This window comes from Oscillibacter sp., assembly GCF_032018205.1.
Lineage (GTDB): Bacteria > Bacillota > Clostridia > Oscillospirales > Oscillospiraceae > Oscillibacter.
Genome location: NZ_DALZOY010000008.1, coordinates 1 through 20117 on the forward strand (window position 1 = coordinate 1; position 20117 = coordinate 20117).

Here is a 20117-nt window from a genome sequence, read left to right on the forward strand (position 1 = left end):
AATCCGCGCTTACCGCAGTTTCCGGGGGACCTCGGGCTCATAAAAATGGCCACTACAGGGAGCCGCGGCAAAGACTGCTGCCAAAGCCGTCAAAAAGGCCCCGCTCGCATGGAGAATCCGTTTTCTCGCAACCCGCTTAAATTCTTTGTCCTGTCTTCTTTTCATTCGAAACAGCTCCTTCGTTTTAATTTTGAGATTTCTTACATCTCTATAGTCGAAGCTATCACAGAATTTGGAAAAAACAAGAGGTTTGGCGCGAGTTGCCTGTTTTCTGGCGTGAATTGCATCTAACACCCCTGTCATCCTCCGCTTTTTTATGGTAATATAAAAAATGTTACCGGTGGGAGGGGTGGATATTTACTTTATGCAATCTTATTTTTGGGAAATATTTGTCTGCCTGATTGAGGCGCTACTGATTACCTACCTGCTCTATCAAAAGATCGGCTTAAATGCCCGCAGTAAAATCAGGCTGTTTCTTTCGGTGGGTGTATTGACTTGCATACTGAGCTTATTTACCTTTCTGGAGATATCCTCCGGCCTGCGAATCTTACTCGATTTCTCCGCCTGTGTTCTGGCCGCATTTTGGATATTCAACGGGCTTCATCGCGCCATGTGGTATAAGGCGGTCCTGTGGCCGGGTATCTACTTTTTAATCGTGGCTCTGGCGGATAATATTACGTTTTCTGTCGCGGAAGCGATGGTTGGTGCATCGTTTGAGAAGTTGATGGAATTCGGCGACGCCAGAATCCAGTTTACCTTGGTCTACTTGTTTCTGATGGCTGCGATGGTATGGGTGGCTGCTCATCTGGGCGAACCGGATCCGGCGTTTCCATTGGCGGTTACGGTGGTTCTGTTCGCAATTCTGTCCATCGGCATTTTTGCGGAAGAGTCCATTTTAGATCTTTCCTTGGTGCTGGGAACCAACCCCGCAACCGCTGCGGAGGCACGGAAGCTGACGGTATTATGTTATATCCTATTGCTGATTCTTTTTACTCTGTTGGTCACATTTGAATGGCTGGGCGTAATTCTCAGAAAAAACAGGGAGCTGCAGCAAAAGCAGCAGTTGACGCTGGCTGAGCAGCAGCAATATGATCTGATGGTTTCCACAAGCGAATCCTTATCTGAGTGGAAACATGACTATCAAGGACAATTACGGCTGATTTCCGCCCTAATCGAACAGGAGAAATATGCGGAACTGAAGCAATTCTGCGAACAATTGGATTCCGCGCTGCCGGCTTCCGCTTGCATCTTGTGCAGTGGAAACCGCACGATAGACGCCGTCATTTCTCTGCGTATTATGGAGGCACGGCGACACAGCATTCGATTTGATACTGAGCTGTATCTGCCAAATGAGATTCCTTTAAAAGATGTGACATTTGCCTCTCTTGTAGGAAATCTATTGGACAACGCGATTGAGGCGTGCCGAAAAATTCCGGAAAACACCGCAATCCAGTTTAAAATCAGGCCATGGAAACAAATGATGTATCTCTTCTGTTCGAACTCTTCCGATGGAGCATATTTGCAGGGGACACAGGGGAGTCTGCTCTCCACAAAAAAAGAAGATCACCATGGCATCGGGATTCGGCGCATTCGAGAAATTGTCGAGCAAGCTGGCGGCACCTGCCAATTTCAGGCGGAAAAAGACCATTTCAACGTCAGCATCATGATTCCTCTGGAGGACGCAAAATGAAGGTCGCAATTGTTGAAGACGAGATGCCACACGCCGAGGCTTTACAGGAGCTGCTGCGGCAATGGTCTGAGGAACGTCAGGTACTAATCGATGTTGCGCTTTTCGGCAGCGGCGAGGCAATTTCAAGCGCCTGCGGAGATCCGTTTGACCTTGTATTTATGGATATTCAGATGGATGGGATGAACGGTATCTCTGTGGCACGTCAGTTGCGCCAGCAGGATTTTCATGGTCAGCTTGTTTTTTTAACGTCTTTCTCTGAATATGTATTTGACGGATATGAGGTGCAGGCACTGAACTATTTCATGAAACCCGTGCCCTACGAAAAAATTGCAAAATGCATGGACTATGTAGAGCAAAAGCTGCATGACGATCATTATACATTCCGAGATCATGATTTGGTGACGCGCATTGCCTATTCCAAAATCATCTATTTTTGCAGCGCCAACCACTATACGCAGATTATTACCACGGAAGGGGACTTCCGGCAGAGGGAATCGCTGCAAATCGTCTTTTCCCACCTGCCCAGCCGGTTCCTCTTTTGCCATCGGACAATCATCATTAACATGGAGCATATATCCAAGCTGAAAGGACGGGAATTGGTGCTGTCAAACGGCGTAATCGTTCCAATCAGCCAAACCTACTTACAGGATGTTCGATCCGCGCTGATGTCTTATGCGGACATGATGAGGTAATGGTATGATATCTGAATTTTCCAAAAAAATATCGGCGTATCTTATCGAAAACGGAGCCGATCATAATGAGGAAGAGGTCCTAACCTATGGGGCCGAGTGCTTTATAAACCTGCTGATTTCAGACGGTCTTTTGCTTGTGATTGGGCTTCTCACGCATCACGTTGTACCTTTATTGATCTGGGCGGCCAGCTTTTCTCTGTTACGGGCCAACCTCGGAGGACTGCATGCCCTGTCTCATTTTTGGTGTATTTTGATCGGTACGGGGATTGGCGTATCAAGCATGGCCGTCGGTCCTGTCTTGGCAATCCATCCTGTGACCGCAGTTCTCTGCACCATAGCCGCAGCAATGATCGCCATTGTCATAGCTCCGGTGCCACATAAAAACAAGCGGCATATTCAGGCGCACAGAGAGAAAATAAAAGTGAAAGTTGCCGTCACGGCCACCATTGAGTGCGTTTTGATATGTGTTTTCTACTTTGCTAATCCGATATACGCTGCTTATATTGCATGTGGGTTAATCATGGCTGTCGTACTGGGAATCGCAGGGGTCATGTGGAATCCTCGCTGAATAATTGATAATTGCAAGCGTATTTAGCAGCTATTTAAAAGTACAACTTAACTTTAAATAGTTGCTTTTGTGAAAATTCCAAAGAACAAATATCCATCTCGCGTAGCTTTGAAAAGTAACGCTTTAATTTTTTTCTTTGTTTGCAGTGCGGATTTTGAACTCTGGAAACTGCTCTGACCCACACGGAGAAAGGAGCGGGTGAAGACAAAGGATGAGGTCTCCGGCCTGAATTTGGATAGAAGCCTCAAAAGCCGCCGTTTTCTATAGAAAACGGCGGCTTTTTTAAGCTCCAATTAATTTCCTTAAAAATTTTGCCCACGCTGTGCCCAGCGGTGGTGTCAAGAATAATTTGCAAAGTACTTTGCAGCCTGAAACGGAATGGGCTCAACCAGCCAATATAACTTTGCCGGCCATAGCTTCCAAATGCCGCATATTCATATGCTTCTTGTTGCCCCATTGTGTGTCGGCAACATGCCGAAGCCAAGCTTAGCTTATTTATTCTTCAGGACCACATTGGCAACATGGATATCCGATTGGCTGTTACTGTAATTTTTAAGATTTGTCAAATGTAATTGCTTTCTGCTTCGTTCCAAGAGCTGCTGTCGATTTTGCTGCCATACGCCAATTTGCAGTGTTTGAAGAACTGCCAACTGACACATCGCAGTAGTAGAGATATTGAGTGTATTGCTAATATTACGAATGGCTGTAAACAGCACGATATCCGCATATTTACTCAATATAGAATCCTGCGCAGAGGTAATTAGGATTGTTGTCGCTCCGCATTCCTTTGCATAATATAGGCAATCGCCGGTGGATTTGGACGTACCGTTATAGCTTATGCCGATAACTACGTCCCCCTCTTTTAAGCAAGCAGCTGTTCGAAGCTGCAGCAACGTATCGCCTACGGACATCGCCATCATTCCAAGAGATAAAAACATTCCCGCTCCTGCCTGTGCGATTCCACTGGCGCTGCCGATTGCCGTGAACAGGATATGATTGGCGGTGGATAGAGCGTTAATGGCGGCCGCAAAAGAGGCATTGTTTGTATTTAAAATGCATTCCTCAATGGATTTTTGTGTGAACCGGATGGCTTTTTGTTTAAAGGTATTGATGGAATCAGTATCATCAATGCCAATATCATGTTCCGGCAAAACTACGCGTCCCTGCTGAATGTGAAACTTCAGGTCGGCAAACCCTTTGTAACCAATTGTTTTGCAGAAGCGAATAATTGTTGCCACACTGACGCTGATCTCACCCGCCAGATGATGAATGGATTGGGATGCAAATTCATCCGGATGAGCAAGCAGATAATCGGACACCAGAAGCTCCGCCTGACTCATTTTATCATGATTTATGCGGATTCGTTCCATGTACTCGCCGCACTCATCAAACGCAAGAGAGTAGTCTTCCTGGTTTACTCCAGTCATGTGTATCTCCTATCCTTGACCATAAAATATTTAAGTGCCAGCATGTTTGCTGGTATTCTAAAAATCCATTTGTAACATGTTTTACATTTTAGCGTACTTGGGGTCCGCTGGCAACTGTTTTAAAAAAAGTTCAGATAAAAAACACAAGGCATCGGCACAAAAGCAAAATGCTTCGGTTCCGATGCCTTTATCGTGTTATAATTTGCTTTTAAAAAGCAGCCTGTTCTGTCAGGATAAAATATGCTTTTTATTACTGCGAACCGGAATACTGCGTGCACTTATTTTGATAAGAAGATGCAGCCCATATTGTAGGATTTCACGAAGCAGGCATTGATCAAAAGTCAAACATGCCGATTGGCTTGGTACTTGGCTTTTTGGTATCAGTATAGACTGGTGCATTGACATAATCCACGTTGTGAATAGGCCATGTCGGTTCTTTACCTTCGTAAACTTCTTTTATCCCCATGGCCGCGAAATAAGACGCACGATGAGCGGCCTCTATGGTATTGCCCCCGATATGGGGATAGATAATGACGTTGTCTAGTGTTAGGAGCGGATTTGCAGGGTCCACCGGTTCCTTGCAAATAGCATCCAGTCCTGCTCCGGCAATCACGCCGGATTTACATGCCTCGTACAGATCCTCTTCCACCACGCAGGCCCCCCGGGCCGTATTGATGAGGAAGGCCGTGGATTTCATCATGGCCAGACGCTTGCGGTCAATCATATTTTTTGTCACGCTGGTGCTGGGTGTGTGAACAGAAACATAATCACTTTCTTTAAAAATACGATCAAGATTCCGAACGACTTCCACGCCATTCGGAAATGCCTTGGCAGGCTTATAGGGATCATAGGCCAGCACATTCATTTCCATTGCCAGCGCACGAACAGCCAGTCTGCTTCCGATGTTGCCGCAGCCAATAATCCCAATGGTTTTTCCGCTGAGGGTGTTTTTGCGTACCTTCAGCTTGGCCCTGTAATAGTCTTGAACCCATGTATTGTGCAGAACGGTTACATTGCGGCTGCATTCCAAAATTAACAGCAGGGCTGTCTCAGCAACAGAAGTGCTGTTGGCCACCGGCGCATACAGTGCCTGCACGCCATGTTCATGGCATGCCTCGACGTCCAACGTATCAAAGCCCGCCCCGTGCCGGACAATGACTTTGAGATTGGGATTGGCCTCAATCACTTCTCGTGTAATGGAGGTGATGCGAACGATCATAGCGTCCGGTTGATGCTCCTTCATATCTGCCAAAACATCCGCTGTTTCAAATCCGCGCCCATCTATAATGGTGTGGTCCGCATCCTCCAGCAGCTTACGGCCTTCATACATAATTTCTTGGGGGAGTAATATTTTCCAAGGCATAAAAAAGCTTCCTTCTTTTTGTTTTGGGGCAGTCTGCCCATCAATAAAACCCAATTATAATACTTAATAAAATGCAAGTGGTGATTTTAAGAACGACTGGTAAACGGAAGCTGACTTCGTTCGCCTAATGGCGTTTATTCAAATCATCTCTAGAATGAAATGTCACGATATACAACCTCGCCATTTTTGACGGTCAGGACAGGGCGAAACAGCTTCGTTCCTTTTCTCAGTTGGCATGTAGAATCAGGATATGGCCGATCTCCAAATTCCACCTCACCGGAAATCTGTTGAAATACTGCGATATCTCCGTTTGATGCCGGACTCAGGCATCCGATTTTTCCTTGTAAGTGCATATGTCGCGCCGGCTCACTGGTACAGGCGGCAAACAATTGCTCTATAGGAACTCCCAGCATAAAATACTTAGCCAGTTGATTTGACAAATTGAATGCGGTAGGACGCAGGTTCATGCTGAACTTGGTCAGATCTGTGGCAATGAAATCAGGATAAAACTGTTGGGCAATTGCCGGTTCGCTGACAGCAAAAGAAAAGTGTGCCCGCGCGTCGGCGGCTTCAAATAAGACGCCCCGCTCCCGCGCTTTCCAAGCCGCCTGAGAAACCACACCGCTTTGATCCAAAATGGTATCTCCCTTGTTCATATACATATGGGTCAAAACGTCCCCTCTTCGCAAGTAGCCCAAAAGCTCGTCCATTTTGCCGGGGGGATTGGTACAATGAACCATCACGGGCACGCCCAGATGTTCTGCCAGATTCACCGTTTCACGGAGAGGTTGGTATCCCAACTCTCCCACGATTTCACGGCTGGTTCGCAGTTTTAGGCCCTCCAGACGACTGCCATACTGAGCAAACAGCTCCGCTATTGCGTGTGGGTCATAGCTTTCTGGCGCAACCTCTTCCATCTTCTGGGGAAGTGAGGAAAGTCCCGTGGAGCACACATTCAGATAGGCACGAATGGTAAGCTTGCTGTGATCTATAAAGGGCAGATATTCTCGAAACGTCCGACACCCAGTGCTGCCCGCGTCCACCGCGGTCGTCACTCCAGAGCTGAAACACACCGCCTCGGCGGGAATTCCAATATTGGCCAGCGGATATAAATGCGCATGGTGATCAATCAGTCCGGGGGTTACAAGGCATTGCGCGGCATCTACCACCATAATAGCCGGTTCATCTTGATACTGCCCCACTCCGGCAACCTTCCCATCGACTACCGCCACATCCGCTTTTTGAAAAATGTGATTTTCCGGATCCAAAATGGTTCCGTTCTTCACAATCAATTGATACATTGCACGCCTCCTGCTTTTCGTCTCAGCCGTCTTCCTCCGCCGTGTCAAATGAAACTCCTCTGGTTTCCGCCATTTTTTTCTCTTTGAGATTTTTGCGGACGGTAATTGCGCAGAACACTACGGCAATGATTAAGAACGCACAGGAAATGGGACGTGTGAGGAAAATACTCCAATTGCCATGGCTGGCCTGCAGCGCACGACGCAGATTTTCTTCAAACATAGGTCCCAGAATAAAGCCGATAATCAGCGGTGTGCCGGGCAGCTTGAACGCTTTAAAGGAGAGCCCAATCAGCCCGAAAATCAATACACACTTTACATCAAACACCCGGTTGTCGCTGGAAAATGCACCCACACAGCACATAACCATGATAATGGGCAGCAGAATGTGTTTAGGGATATCCAGTAGCTTCGCAAAAACAGGCAGTCCCAGTCTTTCAAAGACAAACATAAAAATCGTGGAGACGATGAGTGCAAGATAAATTCCGTAGACGTATTGCCCGGACTTTTCAAAAATCAGGGGACCGGGGCTGATGCCATGGACAAGCAATCCGCCAAGGAAAACGGCGGCTACGGTATTGCCCGGAATCCCCATGCACAGCAAGGGCACCAGTGATCCGCCGATGACTGCGTTATTCGCTGTTTCTGAGGCAATTACGCCGTCGACAATGCCGGTTCCGAATTTTTCGGGATGCTTTGAGCGGTTTTTTTCTGCTGTATAAGCGAGCAGTCCGCCTGTGGAGCCGCCAATTCCGGGCAAGATTCCAATTCCGATGCCGATCGCGGAGGAAATTGCAAAGTTTGGGATTTTGGTCACAAGTTCTTTGACGGACATGCCATAGCCGCGCAAGTGGTATTTTTCCTTTTCGGCCCCCTTGCTTAAGTCGCGGCGTCCGAACCCAGCCGCAATGATATCCGTAACTGCAAATACGCCGATCAGTAAAACGGTGATATCAAAGCCGGACATCAACTGGTAATTCCCAAAGGTAAAGCGGGTGGTGGCATCAATGGGTGCCATACCAACCATGGCGATGGCAATTCCAAACAAGCCGGACAGCAATCCTTTCAGCATATCCTTGCCGGAGAGAGACGCAATGATGGTAAGAGAGAAGACGGAAACTGCAAAATATTCCGTGGCGCCAAAAAGCAGACAAACCTTAGCCAATGCGGGAGAAATAAACATGAGGGCAAAGATTCCCAGCAGCGATCCAATGGCCGAAGACAGGATTCCAACGCCCAGCGCGCGTCCGGCCTCGCCTTTATCCGCCATGGGCCCGCCATCGAACACCGTCGAGATGGAGGAGGGTGTCCCGGGAATTTTCAGAAGAATCGCAGAAATCAGGCCCCCGGAAATACCGCCCATGTACAAGCCAACCAGCAGCGCTAATCCGGCTGTTGGTTCCATACTGAAGGTTAAGGGCAGGAACAAGACCACAGCCATGGTGGCAGACAGACCAGGAATAGAACCAAAGATAATGCCAATCATGGTACCCGCCCAAATCAGAGCAAGACACAGGGGATTAAAGACGTTGGCAAATGCAGTAGCAAGCATAACGTACCCTCCCTTAGAAACCTAAGATGCCCTTGGGTAGCGGCATCTTGATTACAAACACAAATAGAAGACCAATTACCAGTGGTAAAACTACGCTGATAACGGCGAACATAAGGGGCTTTCGATTTTCCCGATTACTCATCAGCAGTATCTGGGCAAACAGATATACGATGCTGGACAGCAAAAATCCAACGGATTCAAAGCTTAACACATATGCTGCCATCAGCGCCACGGTGCCCACGCCGCCCAGAAGATCGTTGTTGGATGCTTTTGCGGTGGCAGCCGCAATGGGTTTTCCCGTCAGCGTAAGAATTAGCTTTGCGGCAGCAACTACCATGATGCAAATGGCTATAAATCTGGGAACAAAGCCGGAACCTACATCTGTTTCAATCATTTTGTTAATACCGAGTGAAAAGTACGCCATGGTAGAACCAAAAACAAGGAAGATTGTGGAACAGAGAATATCGCTTTTTTTACTGGTCATTCGTATCCCCTTCTCATAAGCTTCCGACACCGCAAATATTTGCGATGTCGGAAGCGAATTAGTTTTTTACAATCTGATTTGCGTTAACCGGCAAGTCCGGCTTTCAGCATCTCTACTTCAGCAGGGTCTTCTGTATTCATGGTGGCGGCATCGCGATAGAGAGGCTTGGCAAAGTAGGAAGCCAGAACATCCGCAAAGCTGGGGTCTGACACAACTTCCTCACAAGCGTCACTCAGCTTATCAATAATTGCCTGATCGGTCCCCTTGGGGAACTTGATTTCATACTTTTTGGCTGTAACTACGTTTGCATAGCCCTGTTCCACAAAAGTGGGGAAATCAATGCTGTCCACAGGTTCTGCCGCCATAACACCGAGGCAAACCAGATCGCCGCTCTCAATGTAATCCTTTACATTCATGTAATTAACCGCCAGCAAATCCACCTGACCGCCTAACAAGGCGGCCATGCGGGTAGCGGAATCGCTCCCCACGTCAATGTTATCAAACGTAACATCCGCGTCACGCTCCAGCATCTGCCCCACATACTGAGTAGTAGAACCAAACACCGTAGAATACCGAACAACGCCGGGATTTGTTTTGGCGTCCGCAATCATATCCTTCAGGGTTTCCCAGCCCCGGCTATACTGGCCATATTCTCCGCCCTGTGCCACAGCCACAAGGCTGTAAGTCTGGTCAATGGCAACTGTGCAGCAATTGGCAAAGTCTTCGGTATAAGAAAAGTCCACCGTACCGGTGGCTTCCTGAACCAAAGCCGCGCCCGTGTGGGTAAACAGCAGATTGTACCCGTCATTTTTCTTACTCATAACTTCCTTCGCTGCTACGACACCCGAACCACCAGTCAGGTTGGTAACCACAAAGGTCTGCCCTAGCTTTTCTCCCACGCGCTGGAACAGTGCGCGGCAATATGTATCCGTGTCGCCGCCGGCACTGTAAGGCAGCGTAACCGTCACCGTACCTGTGGGCCAATCCGTGTCACCCGATGCGGCGGAAGCCACGCCCGAGGCGCCTGCAGTAGAGCTTCCGGAAGATTGGCTGCCGCAGCCCGTCAACACCACGGTGCAGAACATTGCCAGAGCAAGTGCAAAAGACAAATACTTTTTCATGATCATTCTCTCCTCTTACTTTTTTGTTTTTTAATCAATTCTTAATTGCTATTTTAAAATACTTAAGAATGGTAAACGTCGTCAATAATTTCAAAATCCTTTTCATTCAAGGATTTTTCCACCCACGACCGATTTGCTGTTCCATTCTTGGCGGCAACCAGCTTCTTTTCGTCTGCCTCTTGAAACGTCTTTGCATTTTCAAGAACCACCGCCATATCTTTTCGAGGAATGACGATCACGCCGTCGGGGTCGCCCAGAATGATGTCTCCCGGATTGACACTGATGTTGCCGCAGGCAATGGGCACATTGATCTCGCCGGGGCCTTCCTTGTAGGGGCCGCCGGGTGTTGTGCCGGTACAGTAGACAGGAAAGTCCCACTTGCGAATCTCATCAATGTCTCGAATAGGGCCTTCAAGCACAATGCCTGCCACTTTTTTTGTGTATTTCAAATAGGCCATCATTACCTCGCCCATAAGAGCACGGCTGTCATCACCCTCGTTGGAAACAACCAGTACGTCGCCTTCCTGACAGAAGTTTAAGGCTGCATGGAGAGCGAGATTGTCTCCGGCCCGGGCCTTGACAGTGAACGCAGGGCCCACCATCATTTGCTCCAACGGACTGCTGACAAGATGAATGCGAGGATGCATCGCGCAGCTCCGCCCCATAACATCGGCGGTATTTGACGCGGGAATGGACTTGAATTGCATCATAAGCTGTGGATCCGGCAATTGACGCCTAAGGTAAATGCGCTTCCCAACTGGCATACGGAACTCCTCCTAAAAACCATAAAATTTTATATAAACAGCTCATGCTCGTTTATCGCACATATATAATCCCTGAATGTAACATGTTTTTATTTTAAATTAAATTTATGAAACTAATTATTTTATAGGCGATTTTTTATCTAAATGCAAGAGCATTTAGCAGAAATCTTCAAAAATCACAAAATGTTTAATTTTTATTGGAGGAAATGTCAAGGGCTCAATGCTGCTGCTGCATAAGAAGGGCTGCTAACAAAAAGAAAAAAGCCGCCTTAATCCATAAACAGGATCAGGCGGCATACAAATATAAGACGAATGCCTGCCATGCAGGCGTTGCTTTAAGAAAAGCGGACAGCGCCGCACGTTCCGCGCGGCTGCCATAACTACGGACGATATTTTATACTGGCCGCAGGCCACGGCGTTTTAGGGTAAGAACTCTGTGCCGGGAGAAACAGAACGAACCTGCCATAAGGTGGGTGCGCATCGAAAGGAAATCGCGGAACGCCCTTCCGCCGCGCCTGTCCGGCAGGGATATAAATGTCTGCTTTAAATATGTTCTCCTGCGGGAAGAGTTGGTTTACAATCCTGTCAACATAGCCATATGCTTAAGAGAGACGGCACAGGAACCGTGGCTGGCGGAAATGCTTTACACGTGAACGATGGAGCATCAGATGTCACCATTACGCCAAAGCACCGATAATAACTTGACATTAACCGGAAAAGAGCAGATGATGAATGATTATTTCAACATCTGCTTTTTTAATTTGGGGTCAACGGCAGTGCGATTTCCGGTATGTAACCTTTCCCACAAGAAACAAAGAAAATCGCATAGCATGTAAAAATCCGCAGCGACAACCGCTGCGGCTTTTCCGGAAAGGCCGAGTATAGCAAGGGATCTGTCCGTAGAAAGTGGCGGCGAGAGGGCGGATTTAAAAGGACATTACTGCAAATCGGTCAGCTCCCGCAGGCATTTTGGACAAATGTTTTTTCCCTTAAACTGAACAATGTCCTTGTTGCTGTCGCAGAAGATGCAACTGGGTTTGTATTTTTTGAGAATGACGGAGTTCCCTTCCACATAGATTTCCAATGCATCCTTTTCTGCTATGTCAAGCGTGCGACGCATTTCGATCGGAAGCACTATGCGGCCCAATTCGTCCACCTTCCGCACAATTCCGGTTGATTTCATAATTTATCTCCTTTTCTGCGATTGTTTCTGTAATTCTTTGGCTTTCTGACAATAACATAGAATGTAATATTTTGTCAATTCGTTTTAGAAACTTTTACAATTATTCATATTTATTTCATATATTGTCCGCCCTGCAAGGACAAAATTAGCGCATTTAAACACTTTTTCATTTTATGCGATTTTGCAATAAAAAGATGGAGGGAAAAAATGGCAATGGCGGTTCTATGGACCGGAATGGTTCTGCTATCCGTGATATTCGGACTGATCAACGGACGGATGGAAGCGGTTTCCGCCGCTGCGCTGGAGGGCGCGGGAAGCGCGATTCAGCTATGCATCTCCATGGCGGGCGTACTTTGTCTTTGGAGCGGTGTTATGGAGCTGATGAATCAAAGTGGACTGTCCGCCAAACTGGCGCGTGCATTTCGCCCAATTCTAAAGGCGCTGCTGCCGCGCGCAAGCCGGGATGAGAAAACACTGGCAGCAGTCTCCGCGAATGTCTCCGCCAATCTTTTGGGCCTGGGAAACGCCGCCACGCCTCTAGGTATTCAGGCGGCAAGGCGGATGGCCGTGGGACAGGAGGGGGTGGCCAGCGACGAGCTGTGCCTGCTGGTGGTGCTGAACACGGCCTCTATTCAGTTGATTCCCGCTACGGTGGCCTCTGTCCGGGCCGCGGCGGGAGCCGCATCCCCGTTTGATATTCTGCCCGCCGTGTGGCTTGCATCAGTGCTGAGCGTGATTGCGGGGCTGTCGGCGGCAAAGCTGCTGGCCTTTCTGGGCAGGAGGTGGACATGAGTCCCTCCGCCATGGTCATACCGGCCTTACTGGCCGGAACGGCCCTCATTGCCCTGTGGCGGCGCGTGGATGTATACGGCGCGTTGACCGCCGGCGCGGGAGAGGGTCTCAGCGTGGTTTTCCGGATTGCCCCCGCGTTGGTGGGACTGCTGACCGCCGTGGCCATGTTCCGGGCCTCCGGGGCCATGGAGTGGTTGTCTGGACTGTGCGCCCCGCTGTTGGAAAGGCTGGGGATTCCTCCGGAGCTGACGCCGCTGATGCTTGTCCGGCCCATTTCCGGCAGCGGAGCGCTGGCAGTGGGCAGCGAGGTAATGCAAACGCATGGCCCGGACAGCTATGTAGGCCGGGTGGCGGCGGTGATGCTGGGTAGCACAGAAACGACCTTTTATACCATCGCCGTTTACTTCGGAGCGGCGGGGATCACCCGCACCAGACATACCGTTCCCGCCGCGCTGACCGCCGATCTGGCCGGGTTCGTTGCTTCGGCTCTGGCGGTGCGCATTTTCTTCGGCACATAGACAAATTGTCCGGCCGCCTTTTTAGGCGGCCGGACAATGTGCATAAAAGCCTGAAAACAAGAGATGCTTTTACAGAAAGGACTGGTCAAAGCCGTGAGGCAGCAGCTCATCCATAGTAAAGGCCTGCTCTTCGCCCTTTGCGTTGAGGCAGATGACCTCCAGCTTTGGGGCAAACTCCTTCATAAACTGGCGGCACATGCCGCAGGGAACGCAGGGGCCCTCGCTCTTGCCCGCCACCACAATGCGTACAAAATCCCGGTGGCCCTCGCTGATGGCTTTGCCCATTGCGGTGCGCTCCGCGCAGGTACCCACGGGATAGGCCGCGTTTTCAATATTGCAGCCGGTGTATACCGTGCCGTCGACGCACTCCAGCGCCGCGCCCACAGGGAAGTGGGAGTAGGGACAATATGCCTTGTCCAGCATCCCGGTCGCCGCCGCTTTCAATTCCTCCCGCGTCATAAAAACCGCTCCTTCCAATTGTTACTTCCAATCCACCGCCCGTTGAGGGCGAACATCTACATCCATGATATCCTTGGCGTCGTAAAATTGCAGATACCGGTCCCGGGAGTGGCGCAGAGTGGTGCCGTCCGGGTGAAGCCGGTCGCAGATGACCGCGCAGATATCCTTTTTGATATAGCTGAAGCTTTCCACGCCCACGGAGGCGAACACACGGAAGCCTTGGCTCTGAAGATACTGAAACACCGGTCCGGTTTTGTTCCAGTCGTTCCCGTCGGGCCGCTCGCCGTGGGGATAGTACAAAATGGTGGTCTTTCCCACCAGACTGCCCACCTCGTCAAACCACCGCTTGGTGTCGGCCTGGACCGTTTCCAAAGACTTGGTTCCCAGACGGATGTGCCCCCAGGTGTGGCTGCCGAAGGTCCAGCCGGTGCGCTTCAACTCGGCGATAATGGGCTTCACCGCCGTAATTTCCTTTTGCCGCGCAGCTTCCTGCTCCGCTGTCCAGCTTTTGGTGTCCGTCTGGGTGCGATAGCCCAAAATTCCACAGTATCCCGTCAGGGATAAACTCCCCTTGGCCCCGAAGGGGGAGAAATCCGGATGCTCCCGGACAAACTTGTCCAGAATCGGCAGAGCGTCCAAATCCTGAGAGATGACCTCGCTGCCCTGCGGGTCCTTGCCCTCGCTCCAAATCAGGCCATCGTCCCCGATAATCAATTTATATGTCAGCCCGTCCTTGAGCATGTATGGATAATAGTTTACATCGTCATAGGACAGAATCAAAGGCTTTTTTCCCTCGGGCAGATACAATGTGTTGCGCACCATCACGGGCTCGCCGCTCTCATTGGTGGTTTCCCGCCACACGTCTCCGATATCCACCAGCACGTAGCCCTTGTCGTAAACGCTTTGCAAAATTTTGTTATACTCGTTCACAGTGACCATGAAATCGTCCAGACCGTCGGACTGCGCGTCGCCGTCAAAGGCAAGCTCTGGATAGGCGATGACCGGATGAAAAAACAGGTGCTCCACAATGCCGTCCCATGCGGTGTAAGGCACGCCGTCTACCGCGCCGCCCGCAGGCTCTACGGTGGGATCCGAAATGACATACGGCTCTATCTGCGGTGCCTCCGGCTCGGCGGAGGAAGAAGAAGCGGAAGAGGAGGCGGAGCCGCCGGAGCCCGCACCGCTTGCGGTTTGGCCACAGGCGGCCAGAGACGCAAGCAGAGAAAGCGCAAGGAAAAGCGGCAAAATTCGACGCATATAAATGACACCCTTTCTAAACGTTCAAGGCAGAGCCGCGAAATCCGCAGCCGCCGTTTTTTCTTATATTATATCAGTATATCAGGTTATCCGACAAAATAAAACACCAAAAAGTTACAAAATTGGCTGCCGCGTCAAATTAAGCCGTATCGAAGACACGTCTGATTTTTTAGCTTCGGAAAAAGGCGGCGGGGCACATAGAAAAATAGTAAATACCCAATTACCATACTTGACAAATAGGATAACTGTGATATATTCTAATCACAGTAAATTGATATGAATTAGGGGAGGTCCTAATAATGCGTGTATATGCGGATAACGCGGCGACCACCGCCGTGAGTGATACGGCGCTTGCGGCTATGCTGCCATGCTTTCAGGAGTTTTACGGGAATCCGTCCAGCCTGCATACGGTGGGGCAGGAGGCGGCGGAGCGGCTGTCTTTGGCCCGACAGGTATTTGCAAAAAGGCTGAACTGCGACCCCAGCGAAATCACCTTCACCTCCGGCGGCAGCGAGGCCGACAATCAGGCCCTGCGCTCCGCTGCGACCGCGGGCGCCAAGAAAAATAAGCGGCACATTATTTCCACAGAGTTCGAGCACCATGCCATTTTGCACACGCTGGAGCAGCTTTCTAAAGAAGGCTTTGAGGTTACACTGCTGCCCATTCCCAAGTCCGGCGTGATTTCGGCGGAACTGGTGCGTCAGGCCATCCGGCCGGACACCTGCCTTGTGACCGTGATGTTTGCCAACAACGAAATCGGCACCATCCAGCCCATCCCCCAGATTGGGGCGATTTGCCGGGAGCTGGGCGTCCCCTTCCACACCGACGCGGTGCAGGCGGCGGGACATCTTCCCATCGACGTGCGGGAGATGAACATTGATCTTTTAAGCCTGTCGGCTCACAAGTTCCACGGGCCCAAGGGCGTGGGTGTGCTGTACGTTCGGCGTGGGTCTCTTCCTTTGATGAACGTGATTTACGGCGGTGCACAGGAACGTGGCAAGCGGGCCGGAACCGAAAATATCGCTGGAATCGTGGGCGCGTCTGCGGCCTTTGACGAAATCTGCGACCATTTGGAAGAGAATGCCGCCAAGGTCACCGTCCTGCGGGATCGGCTGATCGACGGCCTGACGAAAATTCCCCACAGCATTCTCAACGGCGAGCAGGAGCGCCGCCTTCCCGGCAACGTAAACCTGTGCTTTGAGGGCATCGAAGGGGAATCCCTTCTTCTGCTGCTGGACCAGAAGGGAATCTGCGCTTCCTCGGGAAGCGCCTGCACCTCCGGGTCTTTGGACCCCAGCCATGTGCTGCTGGCGCTGGGCCTGCCCCATGAGGTGGCCCACGGGTCGCTGCGGCTGAGCCTCAGCGAGTACAACACGGCGGAGGAAATCGACCACATTCTGGCGGAGACGCCGGGGATTGTGGAGTACCTTCGGAATATTTCTCCCGTGTGGGACGAGCTGGAAAAAGGCAGTCTGAAGCACGTGATTTGAGCTTGAAAGGAGCGGTTGAATATGCTGTACAGTGAAAAAGTGATGGATCACTTTCAGAATCCCCGGAATGTGGGCAAAATGGACGACGCCGACGGTGTGGGCGAGGTTGGAAACGCCAAGTGCGGCGACATCATGCGGATGTATATTAAGGTGGACAAGGACACGCAGACCATCAGTGACGTGAAGTTTAATACCTTCGGCTGCGGTAGCGCCATCGCCACCAGCTCCATGGCCACGGAGATGATCATGGGCAAGCCGGTGAAGGAAGCCCTGACGCTCTCCAATAAGGCCGTGGTGGAGGCGCTGGATGGGCTGCCAACACATAAGCTGCATTGCTCTGTTCTGGCGGAGCAGGCCGTAAAGGCGGCGGTGAAGGACTATTACGACAAAAACGGAATCGCCTACGGCGACGAGCTGAACATCTGCGACCACGAGTGCGAACACTGCGCCGTGGAATAAGTCCGCACCAGCGGAGCTTTTCGATCAATTGAAGCGGGGGACCGGGATGACCGGCCCCCCGCTTTTTGGCGCTTTGCACGCTGTTATGGCGTTTGAAAAAGAAAACTGCATTCGGGGGGTGTCCTCCGGCATGACGGAGCCGAATTGCGCATAAGAGAACAGCAAGGGCATACCCGCAGCCCGAACCGCGGACAATTGGTGAAGGGGGGGAGCAGTGATGCGCAAGCGTGGAGACGTGATTTTGAGCGGGCTTCTGGCCTGTTTTGTGGGTAGCACGTATTTTTTAATCGAGGTGGTTTGGAAAACGGTTCAGGGCCATCCCGAGGGCATTAGCTGGACCATGCTGGTGCTGGCGCTGCTGCTGGGGCTTGTGCTGGAGCGGATGGGCGCAGAGCTGCCGTGGGATTGCCCCATCTGGGCGCAGGCAATTTTAAGCGGCCTTGCCGTCACGGCGGCGGAGTTTCTCACCGGGTGCATTGTCAATTTGTGGCTGGGTTGGAACGTATGGGACTATTCCCATATGCCGGGAAATATTTTGGGGCAGGTCTGCCCGCAGTTTGCGGGTTTGTGGTGCCTTGCCGCCGGGCCGGTAATCGTGGGGCTGGATTGGCTGCGTTACGCGGTGCGGGGTGGGGAGCGCCCGCAGTACATCTGGCGCCTTAAAAAGCGGAAAGCCCGCCGCCAAAGCGGAGGCCCTTCTGCCGGATTCGTCGGAAAGAAAAAAGAGTAAAATAGGGGTTCAAAACGCCGCGCCGAAAAAAATAAGGGCCGCGGGTTTCAGAAAAACACCGAAATTGCATGTAAATTTTGAAAAGCTATTATTTTTTTGTTGAAGTCTGCCGATAAAATCCTAAAAGACTACTCTATGATAAAGCGGGAGCGGAAAGATTTCGGGGCCGTCCCGCCGGAAGGAGGACACGGTGAGCAATAAGTATATTGTGCGGCAGCCGATCAAGGATGCCGACAGCAGCGTAATTGGCTATGAGCTTCTTTACTACGGCGAAAATCAGGCGTTTGGAGAGGATTCCGCTTCACCCGGCGGGACGGAGGGAGCCGCGCCCAATACGTCCGCCTCGGGAAACGACTTTGCGGCGGCCAACGCCATCTACAATTTTTTAACGCAGAATACCGATAAGGCGCTGACGGGAACGCTGAATTTTATGACCTTTACTCCCACGCTCCTGATGAAAAAAGCGCCCCGGCTCTTTAAGAAGCCTGAGCTTGTCATTCAGATTGAGGACAGCGTAATTATCCATCCTCTGGCCATGCACTTTGTGCAGATGTTCGCCAAGGAGGGCTATAAAATTGCGGTGAACGAATTTCAATTTGCCCCCCGGTATCTTGCGCTGATGGACAAAATTCATTATATCAAGCTGAATTTTGCATCCACCCCGGCGACCACGCTGGCCAACGTCATCGAGCTGGCCCACAGCATGGGGAAGAAATGCATTGCCACCAACATTACCGACGGGGTGCTGTACAACGCCGCCGTGGGATTGAAGGTGGACGCGCTGGAGGGTCCGTTTGTGGCGGAAAAGCTCTCCTGCAAGGCCCATACCAGCGGCTATTTGCAGGGAAACTTTTTCCGTCTCATGGTGGCCGTCACGCAGGACGAGCCGGACATCGACGAGATTGAGCGGATGGTTTCACAGGACGCATCCCTCGTCTTCGGGCTGCTGCGTATGGCCAACTCTGTCTATTTTTCCTCCTCACACCGGGCCACGACGATCCGTCAGGCCATTATGACTCTGGGACTGGGGCAGATTCGCCAGTGGATTTATCTTCTCAGTGCCAGCAATGCGGAAAACGAAATTGACCCAACTTCGGAGGAGTTTTTGAAGCTATCCTTCCTGCGGGCGAATTTTTGCAGCGATTTGATCGACTACACGCCCCGGGGCGTGCTCTCCATCACCAAGGCGGATGCCTACCTCATCGGCATGTTCTCCACTCTTGGCTATCTGGTGGACGCGCCCATGGAGGAGATTCTGGCCGAGGTTCCGGTGGTGGATGAGGTCAAGCGTGCGCTGCTTTACCGCGAAGGCTCCGCCGGAAAGCTTTATTCTCTGCTGCTCAGCTATGAGCGGGCGGATTGGGATCAGATCAGCGTTTTGGCAAACGAGCTGAATATTCCCACCAATCTGCTGACCAGCGTATACTTTGACTCTGTGGACCGGGCGAACCTCATCTGGGCACGCATCTCCGCGCCGGAAGCGCCCGATAATACGGAGGAATCCGTGTGATAAAGCGGTACGCTTAAAGTTGCGGACATAAGTTTTCCCTCCCCAGCAGAACCAGGAGGGCCAGAAGGTAATTTGGGGTTTTCCACTGACGTAAAAGTCTCTGGAAAGCCGCGGAAAAATATGATGCAGAAGCGCTCGAAATCCGTTCAAAACGCGGGTTTCGGGCGCTTTTGTGCGTCAATGATAAAAAAGTCGTCGCAAGAAACCTGCGCGGCGCTTGCGCATTCTTCAAAAAGCTTCGCGCTCTTTACGCATTTGCGTTTCAAACCGGAGCAAATGAGCGCTGGCTTAAAGTGCCGCTGGTTTTGGAGCTTTTTCCTATGGGCTGCTGACCTGCCTGAGCGGAGGCCTATACAGCCCCTATCTGTAGTACTACATTAGCTGCCTACTCATGATGCTCTCCCTGCGGCAAAGCATTCTGTTTACCGGTCTGGGCGTTCTGTGGTGTCTGCTGTGCGAGGCTTGGGCCACTTGGTTGGGGTGCGGGAGTCCGCAGCGGGACAGCCGGTTTATAATTTGGCCACCGGCGGCTACATTCTTTGAGCGGCGAGACGGAAGACTCGGGCTTTGAGGGGACGTACATAGGAAAGACGGCACTTTCCCGGAGCGTGCTGATTCGCCGCGGCGGATTTTGCGCTGAGACTTTCGTTCAGCTGTGCGTTCTCTCTGGAGCTTTCGGGATCGGTGCACATCAACACTGCCCACGGGGAAAGGCAGGAGGACTTTTCTTATGCCGTGGCCCTGCCCAAAATTCCACTTT

21 protein-coding genes are annotated in these 20117 nt (G+C 51.0%); 9 read left to right on the forward strand and 12 right to left on the reverse strand.

The annotated features are described in order from the left end of the window. Window positions 1-9: 9 nt before the first annotated feature. Window positions 10-303 (reverse strand): AgrD family cyclic lactone autoinducer peptide, encoded by a 294-nt coding sequence (locus tag RTU96_RS14750; RefSeq protein ID WP_397356652.1) that lies wholly within the window; start codon window positions 301-303, stop codon window positions 10-12. A gap of 46 nt (window positions 304-349) precedes the next feature. On the opposite strand from RTU96_RS14750, the gene RTU96_RS07600 reads away from it, so the two are divergent. From RTU96_RS07600 to RTU96_RS07610, 3 genes are read left to right on the forward strand one after another with little or no spacing between them, the layout of a single operon-like run. After that, the gene (locus RTU96_RS07600; protein WP_312635957.1) at window positions 350-1690 is read left to right on the forward strand and encodes an ATP-binding protein; all 1341 of its coding nucleotides are present in this window, start codon (window positions 350-352) and stop codon (window positions 1688-1690) included. Next, window positions 1687-2382: a LytTR family DNA-binding domain-containing protein gene (locus RTU96_RS07605; RefSeq protein WP_312635958.1), complete on the forward strand. Its 696-nt coding sequence runs from the start codon at window positions 1687-1689 to the stop codon at window positions 2380-2382. Before RTU96_RS07600 ends, RTU96_RS07605 begins: the two co-directional genes overlap by 4 nt. Before the next feature lie 4 nt (window positions 2383-2386). Continuing rightward, the gene (locus RTU96_RS07610) at window positions 2387-2950 is read left to right on the forward strand and encodes an accessory gene regulator B family protein (protein ID WP_312635960.1); all 564 of its coding nucleotides are present in this window, start codon (window positions 2387-2389) and stop codon (window positions 2948-2950) included. Window positions 2951-3194: 244 nt separating this feature from the next. On the opposite strand, the gene RTU96_RS07615 is transcribed toward RTU96_RS07610, so the two are convergent. The 9 genes from RTU96_RS07615 to RTU96_RS07655 form a co-directional block, all read right to left on the reverse strand. Next, complete coding sequence (locus RTU96_RS07615) at window positions 3195-3407, reverse strand: hypothetical protein (RefSeq protein WP_312635962.1); 213 nt, start codon at window positions 3405-3407, stop codon at window positions 3195-3197. Window positions 3408-3441: 34 nt separating this feature from the next. After that, the gene (locus RTU96_RS07620) at window positions 3442-4377 is read right to left on the reverse strand and encodes a MurR/RpiR family transcriptional regulator (protein WP_312635964.1); all 936 of its coding nucleotides are present in this window, start codon (window positions 4375-4377) and stop codon (window positions 3442-3444) included. A 334-nt stretch (window positions 4378-4711) separates the two neighbouring features. Then, window positions 4712-5707, reverse strand: coding sequence for a hydroxyacid dehydrogenase (locus RTU96_RS07625; protein ID WP_397356655.1), 996 nt, complete (start codon window positions 5705-5707; stop codon window positions 4712-4714). Between the two features lie 182 nt (window positions 5708-5889). Further along, window positions 5890-7041 (reverse strand): amidohydrolase family protein, encoded by a 1152-nt coding sequence (locus RTU96_RS07630; RefSeq protein ID WP_312635967.1) that lies wholly within the window; start codon window positions 7039-7041, stop codon window positions 5890-5892. Window positions 7042-7063: 22 nt separating this feature from the next. Continuing rightward, window positions 7064-8590: a tripartite tricarboxylate transporter permease gene (locus tag RTU96_RS07635; protein ID WP_312635968.1), complete on the reverse strand. Its 1527-nt coding sequence runs from the start codon at window positions 8588-8590 to the stop codon at window positions 7064-7066. Between the two features lie 13 nt (window positions 8591-8603). Then, complete coding sequence (locus tag RTU96_RS07640; RefSeq protein WP_312635969.1) at window positions 8604-9074, reverse strand: tripartite tricarboxylate transporter TctB family protein; 471 nt, start codon at window positions 9072-9074, stop codon at window positions 8604-8606. A gap of 83 nt (window positions 9075-9157) precedes the next feature. Beyond that, a complete protein-coding gene (locus RTU96_RS07645) occupies window positions 9158-10195 on the reverse strand; it encodes a tripartite tricarboxylate transporter substrate binding protein (RefSeq protein WP_312635971.1) in 1038 nt (345 codons plus the stop codon). Between the two features lie 62 nt (window positions 10196-10257). After that, a complete protein-coding gene (locus RTU96_RS07650) occupies window positions 10258-10959 on the reverse strand; it encodes an RraA family protein (RefSeq protein WP_312635972.1) in 702 nt (233 codons plus the stop codon). 937 nt (window positions 10960-11896) lie between these two features. Next, window positions 11897-12142, reverse strand: coding sequence for an AbrB/MazE/SpoVT family DNA-binding domain-containing protein (locus RTU96_RS07655; protein WP_294853180.1), 246 nt, complete (start codon window positions 12140-12142; stop codon window positions 11897-11899). Between the two features lie 207 nt (window positions 12143-12349). Between RTU96_RS07655 and RTU96_RS07660 the strand changes: the two genes are divergently transcribed. Both RTU96_RS07660 and RTU96_RS07665 read left to right on the forward strand, forming a co-directional pair. Continuing rightward, on the forward strand, window positions 12350-12934 hold the full coding sequence (locus tag RTU96_RS07660; protein WP_312635974.1) for a nucleoside recognition domain-containing protein: 585 nt from the start codon (window positions 12350-12352) through the stop codon (window positions 12932-12934). Further along, window positions 12931-13452: a spore maturation protein gene (locus RTU96_RS07665; RefSeq protein ID WP_294853186.1), complete on the forward strand. Its 522-nt coding sequence runs from the start codon at window positions 12931-12933 to the stop codon at window positions 13450-13452. The genes RTU96_RS07660 and RTU96_RS07665 overlap by 4 nt, the downstream gene beginning before the upstream one ends. A gap of 69 nt (window positions 13453-13521) precedes the next feature. Here RTU96_RS07665 and cdd read toward each other — a convergent pair whose 3' ends face one another. Further along, window positions 13522-13911, reverse strand: coding sequence for a cytidine deaminase (gene cdd, locus RTU96_RS07670; protein WP_312635976.1), 390 nt, complete (start codon window positions 13909-13911; stop codon window positions 13522-13524). A gap of 21 nt (window positions 13912-13932) precedes the next feature. Continuing rightward, a complete protein-coding gene (locus tag RTU96_RS07675; protein ID WP_312635977.1) occupies window positions 13933-15168 on the reverse strand; it encodes a polysaccharide deacetylase family protein in 1236 nt (411 codons plus the stop codon). A 299-nt stretch (window positions 15169-15467) separates the two neighbouring features. Between RTU96_RS07675 and nifS the strand changes: the two genes are divergently transcribed. The 4 genes from nifS to RTU96_RS07695 all read left to right on the forward strand — a co-directional run bounded on the left by nifS (window position 15468) and on the right by RTU96_RS07695 (window position 19357). Beyond that, window positions 15468-16658 carry a cysteine desulfurase NifS gene (gene nifS / locus RTU96_RS07680; protein WP_312635978.1) on the forward strand — a complete coding sequence of 397 codons (1191 nt, stop codon included), beginning with the start codon at window positions 15468-15470 and terminating at the stop codon, window positions 16656-16658. Window positions 16659-16679: 21 nt separating this feature from the next. Continuing rightward, window positions 16680-17117, forward strand: coding sequence for a Fe-S cluster assembly scaffold protein NifU (gene nifU / locus RTU96_RS07685; protein WP_294853198.1), 438 nt, complete (start codon window positions 16680-16682; stop codon window positions 17115-17117). A 217-nt stretch (window positions 17118-17334) separates the two neighbouring features. Continuing rightward, complete coding sequence (locus tag RTU96_RS07690) at window positions 17335-17847, forward strand: putative ABC transporter permease (protein ID WP_312635980.1); 513 nt, start codon at window positions 17335-17337, stop codon at window positions 17845-17847. 190 nt (window positions 17848-18037) lie between these two features. After that, window positions 18038-19357, forward strand: a complete 1320-nt coding sequence (locus tag RTU96_RS07695; protein ID WP_312635981.1) for an HDOD domain-containing protein — start codon at window positions 18038-18040, stop codon at window positions 19355-19357. Window positions 19358-20117: the final 760 nt, after the last annotated feature.

Excerpts from the sequence above, each read along its gene's own strand:
- RTU96_RS14750 (WP_397356652.1), bottom strand. The coding sequence starts at position 303 with ATGACAGGGGTGTTAGATGCAATTCACGCCAGAAAACAGGCAACTCGC.
- RTU96_RS07605 (WP_312635958.1), top strand. The coding sequence starts at position 1,687 with ATGAAGGTCGCAATTGTTGAAGACGAGATGCCACACGCCGAGGCTTTA.
- RTU96_RS07610 (WP_312635960.1), top strand. The coding sequence starts at position 2,387 with ATGATATCTGAATTTTCCAAAAAAATATCGGCGTATCTTATCGAAAAC.
- RTU96_RS07615 (WP_312635962.1), bottom strand. The coding sequence starts at position 3,407 with ATGGGGCAACAAGAAGCATATGAATATGCGGCATTTGGAAGCTATGGC.
- RTU96_RS07620 (WP_312635964.1), bottom strand. The coding sequence starts at position 4,377 with ATGACTGGAGTAAACCAGGAAGACTACTCTCTTGCGTTTGATGAGTGC.
- RTU96_RS07625 (WP_397356655.1), bottom strand. The coding sequence starts at position 5,707 with ATGTATGAAGGCCGTAAGCTGCTGGAGGATGCGGACCACACCATTATA.
- RTU96_RS07630 (WP_312635967.1), bottom strand. The coding sequence starts at position 7,041 with ATGTATCAATTGATTGTGAAGAACGGAACCATTTTGGATCCGGAAAAT.
- RTU96_RS07635 (WP_312635968.1), bottom strand. The coding sequence starts at position 8,590 with ATGCTTGCTACTGCATTTGCCAACGTCTTTAATCCCCTGTGTCTTGCT.
- RTU96_RS07640 (WP_312635969.1), bottom strand. The coding sequence starts at position 9,074 with ATGACCAGTAAAAAAAGCGATATTCTCTGTTCCACAATCTTCCTTGTT.
- RTU96_RS07645 (WP_312635971.1), bottom strand. The coding sequence starts at position 10,195 with ATGAAAAAGTATTTGTCTTTTGCACTTGCTCTGGCAATGTTCTGCACC.
- RTU96_RS07650 (WP_312635972.1), bottom strand. The coding sequence starts at position 10,959 with ATGCCAGTTGGGAAGCGCATTTACCTTAGGCGTCAATTGCCGGATCCA.
- RTU96_RS07655 (WP_294853180.1), bottom strand. The coding sequence starts at position 12,142 with ATGAAATCAACCGGAATTGTGCGGAAGGTGGACGAATTGGGCCGCATA.
- RTU96_RS07660 (WP_312635974.1), top strand. The coding sequence starts at position 12,350 with ATGGCAATGGCGGTTCTATGGACCGGAATGGTTCTGCTATCCGTGATA.
- RTU96_RS07665 (WP_294853186.1), top strand. The coding sequence starts at position 12,931 with ATGAGTCCCTCCGCCATGGTCATACCGGCCTTACTGGCCGGAACGGCC.
- cdd (WP_312635976.1), bottom strand. The coding sequence starts at position 13,911 with ATGACGCGGGAGGAATTGAAAGCGGCGGCGACCGGGATGCTGGACAAG.
- RTU96_RS07675 (WP_312635977.1), bottom strand. The coding sequence starts at position 15,168 with ATGCGTCGAATTTTGCCGCTTTTCCTTGCGCTTTCTCTGCTTGCGTCT.
- nifS (WP_312635978.1), top strand. The coding sequence starts at position 15,468 with ATGCGTGTATATGCGGATAACGCGGCGACCACCGCCGTGAGTGATACG.
- nifU (WP_294853198.1), top strand. The coding sequence starts at position 16,680 with ATGCTGTACAGTGAAAAAGTGATGGATCACTTTCAGAATCCCCGGAAT.
- RTU96_RS07690 (WP_312635980.1), top strand. The coding sequence starts at position 17,335 with ATGCGCAAGCGTGGAGACGTGATTTTGAGCGGGCTTCTGGCCTGTTTT.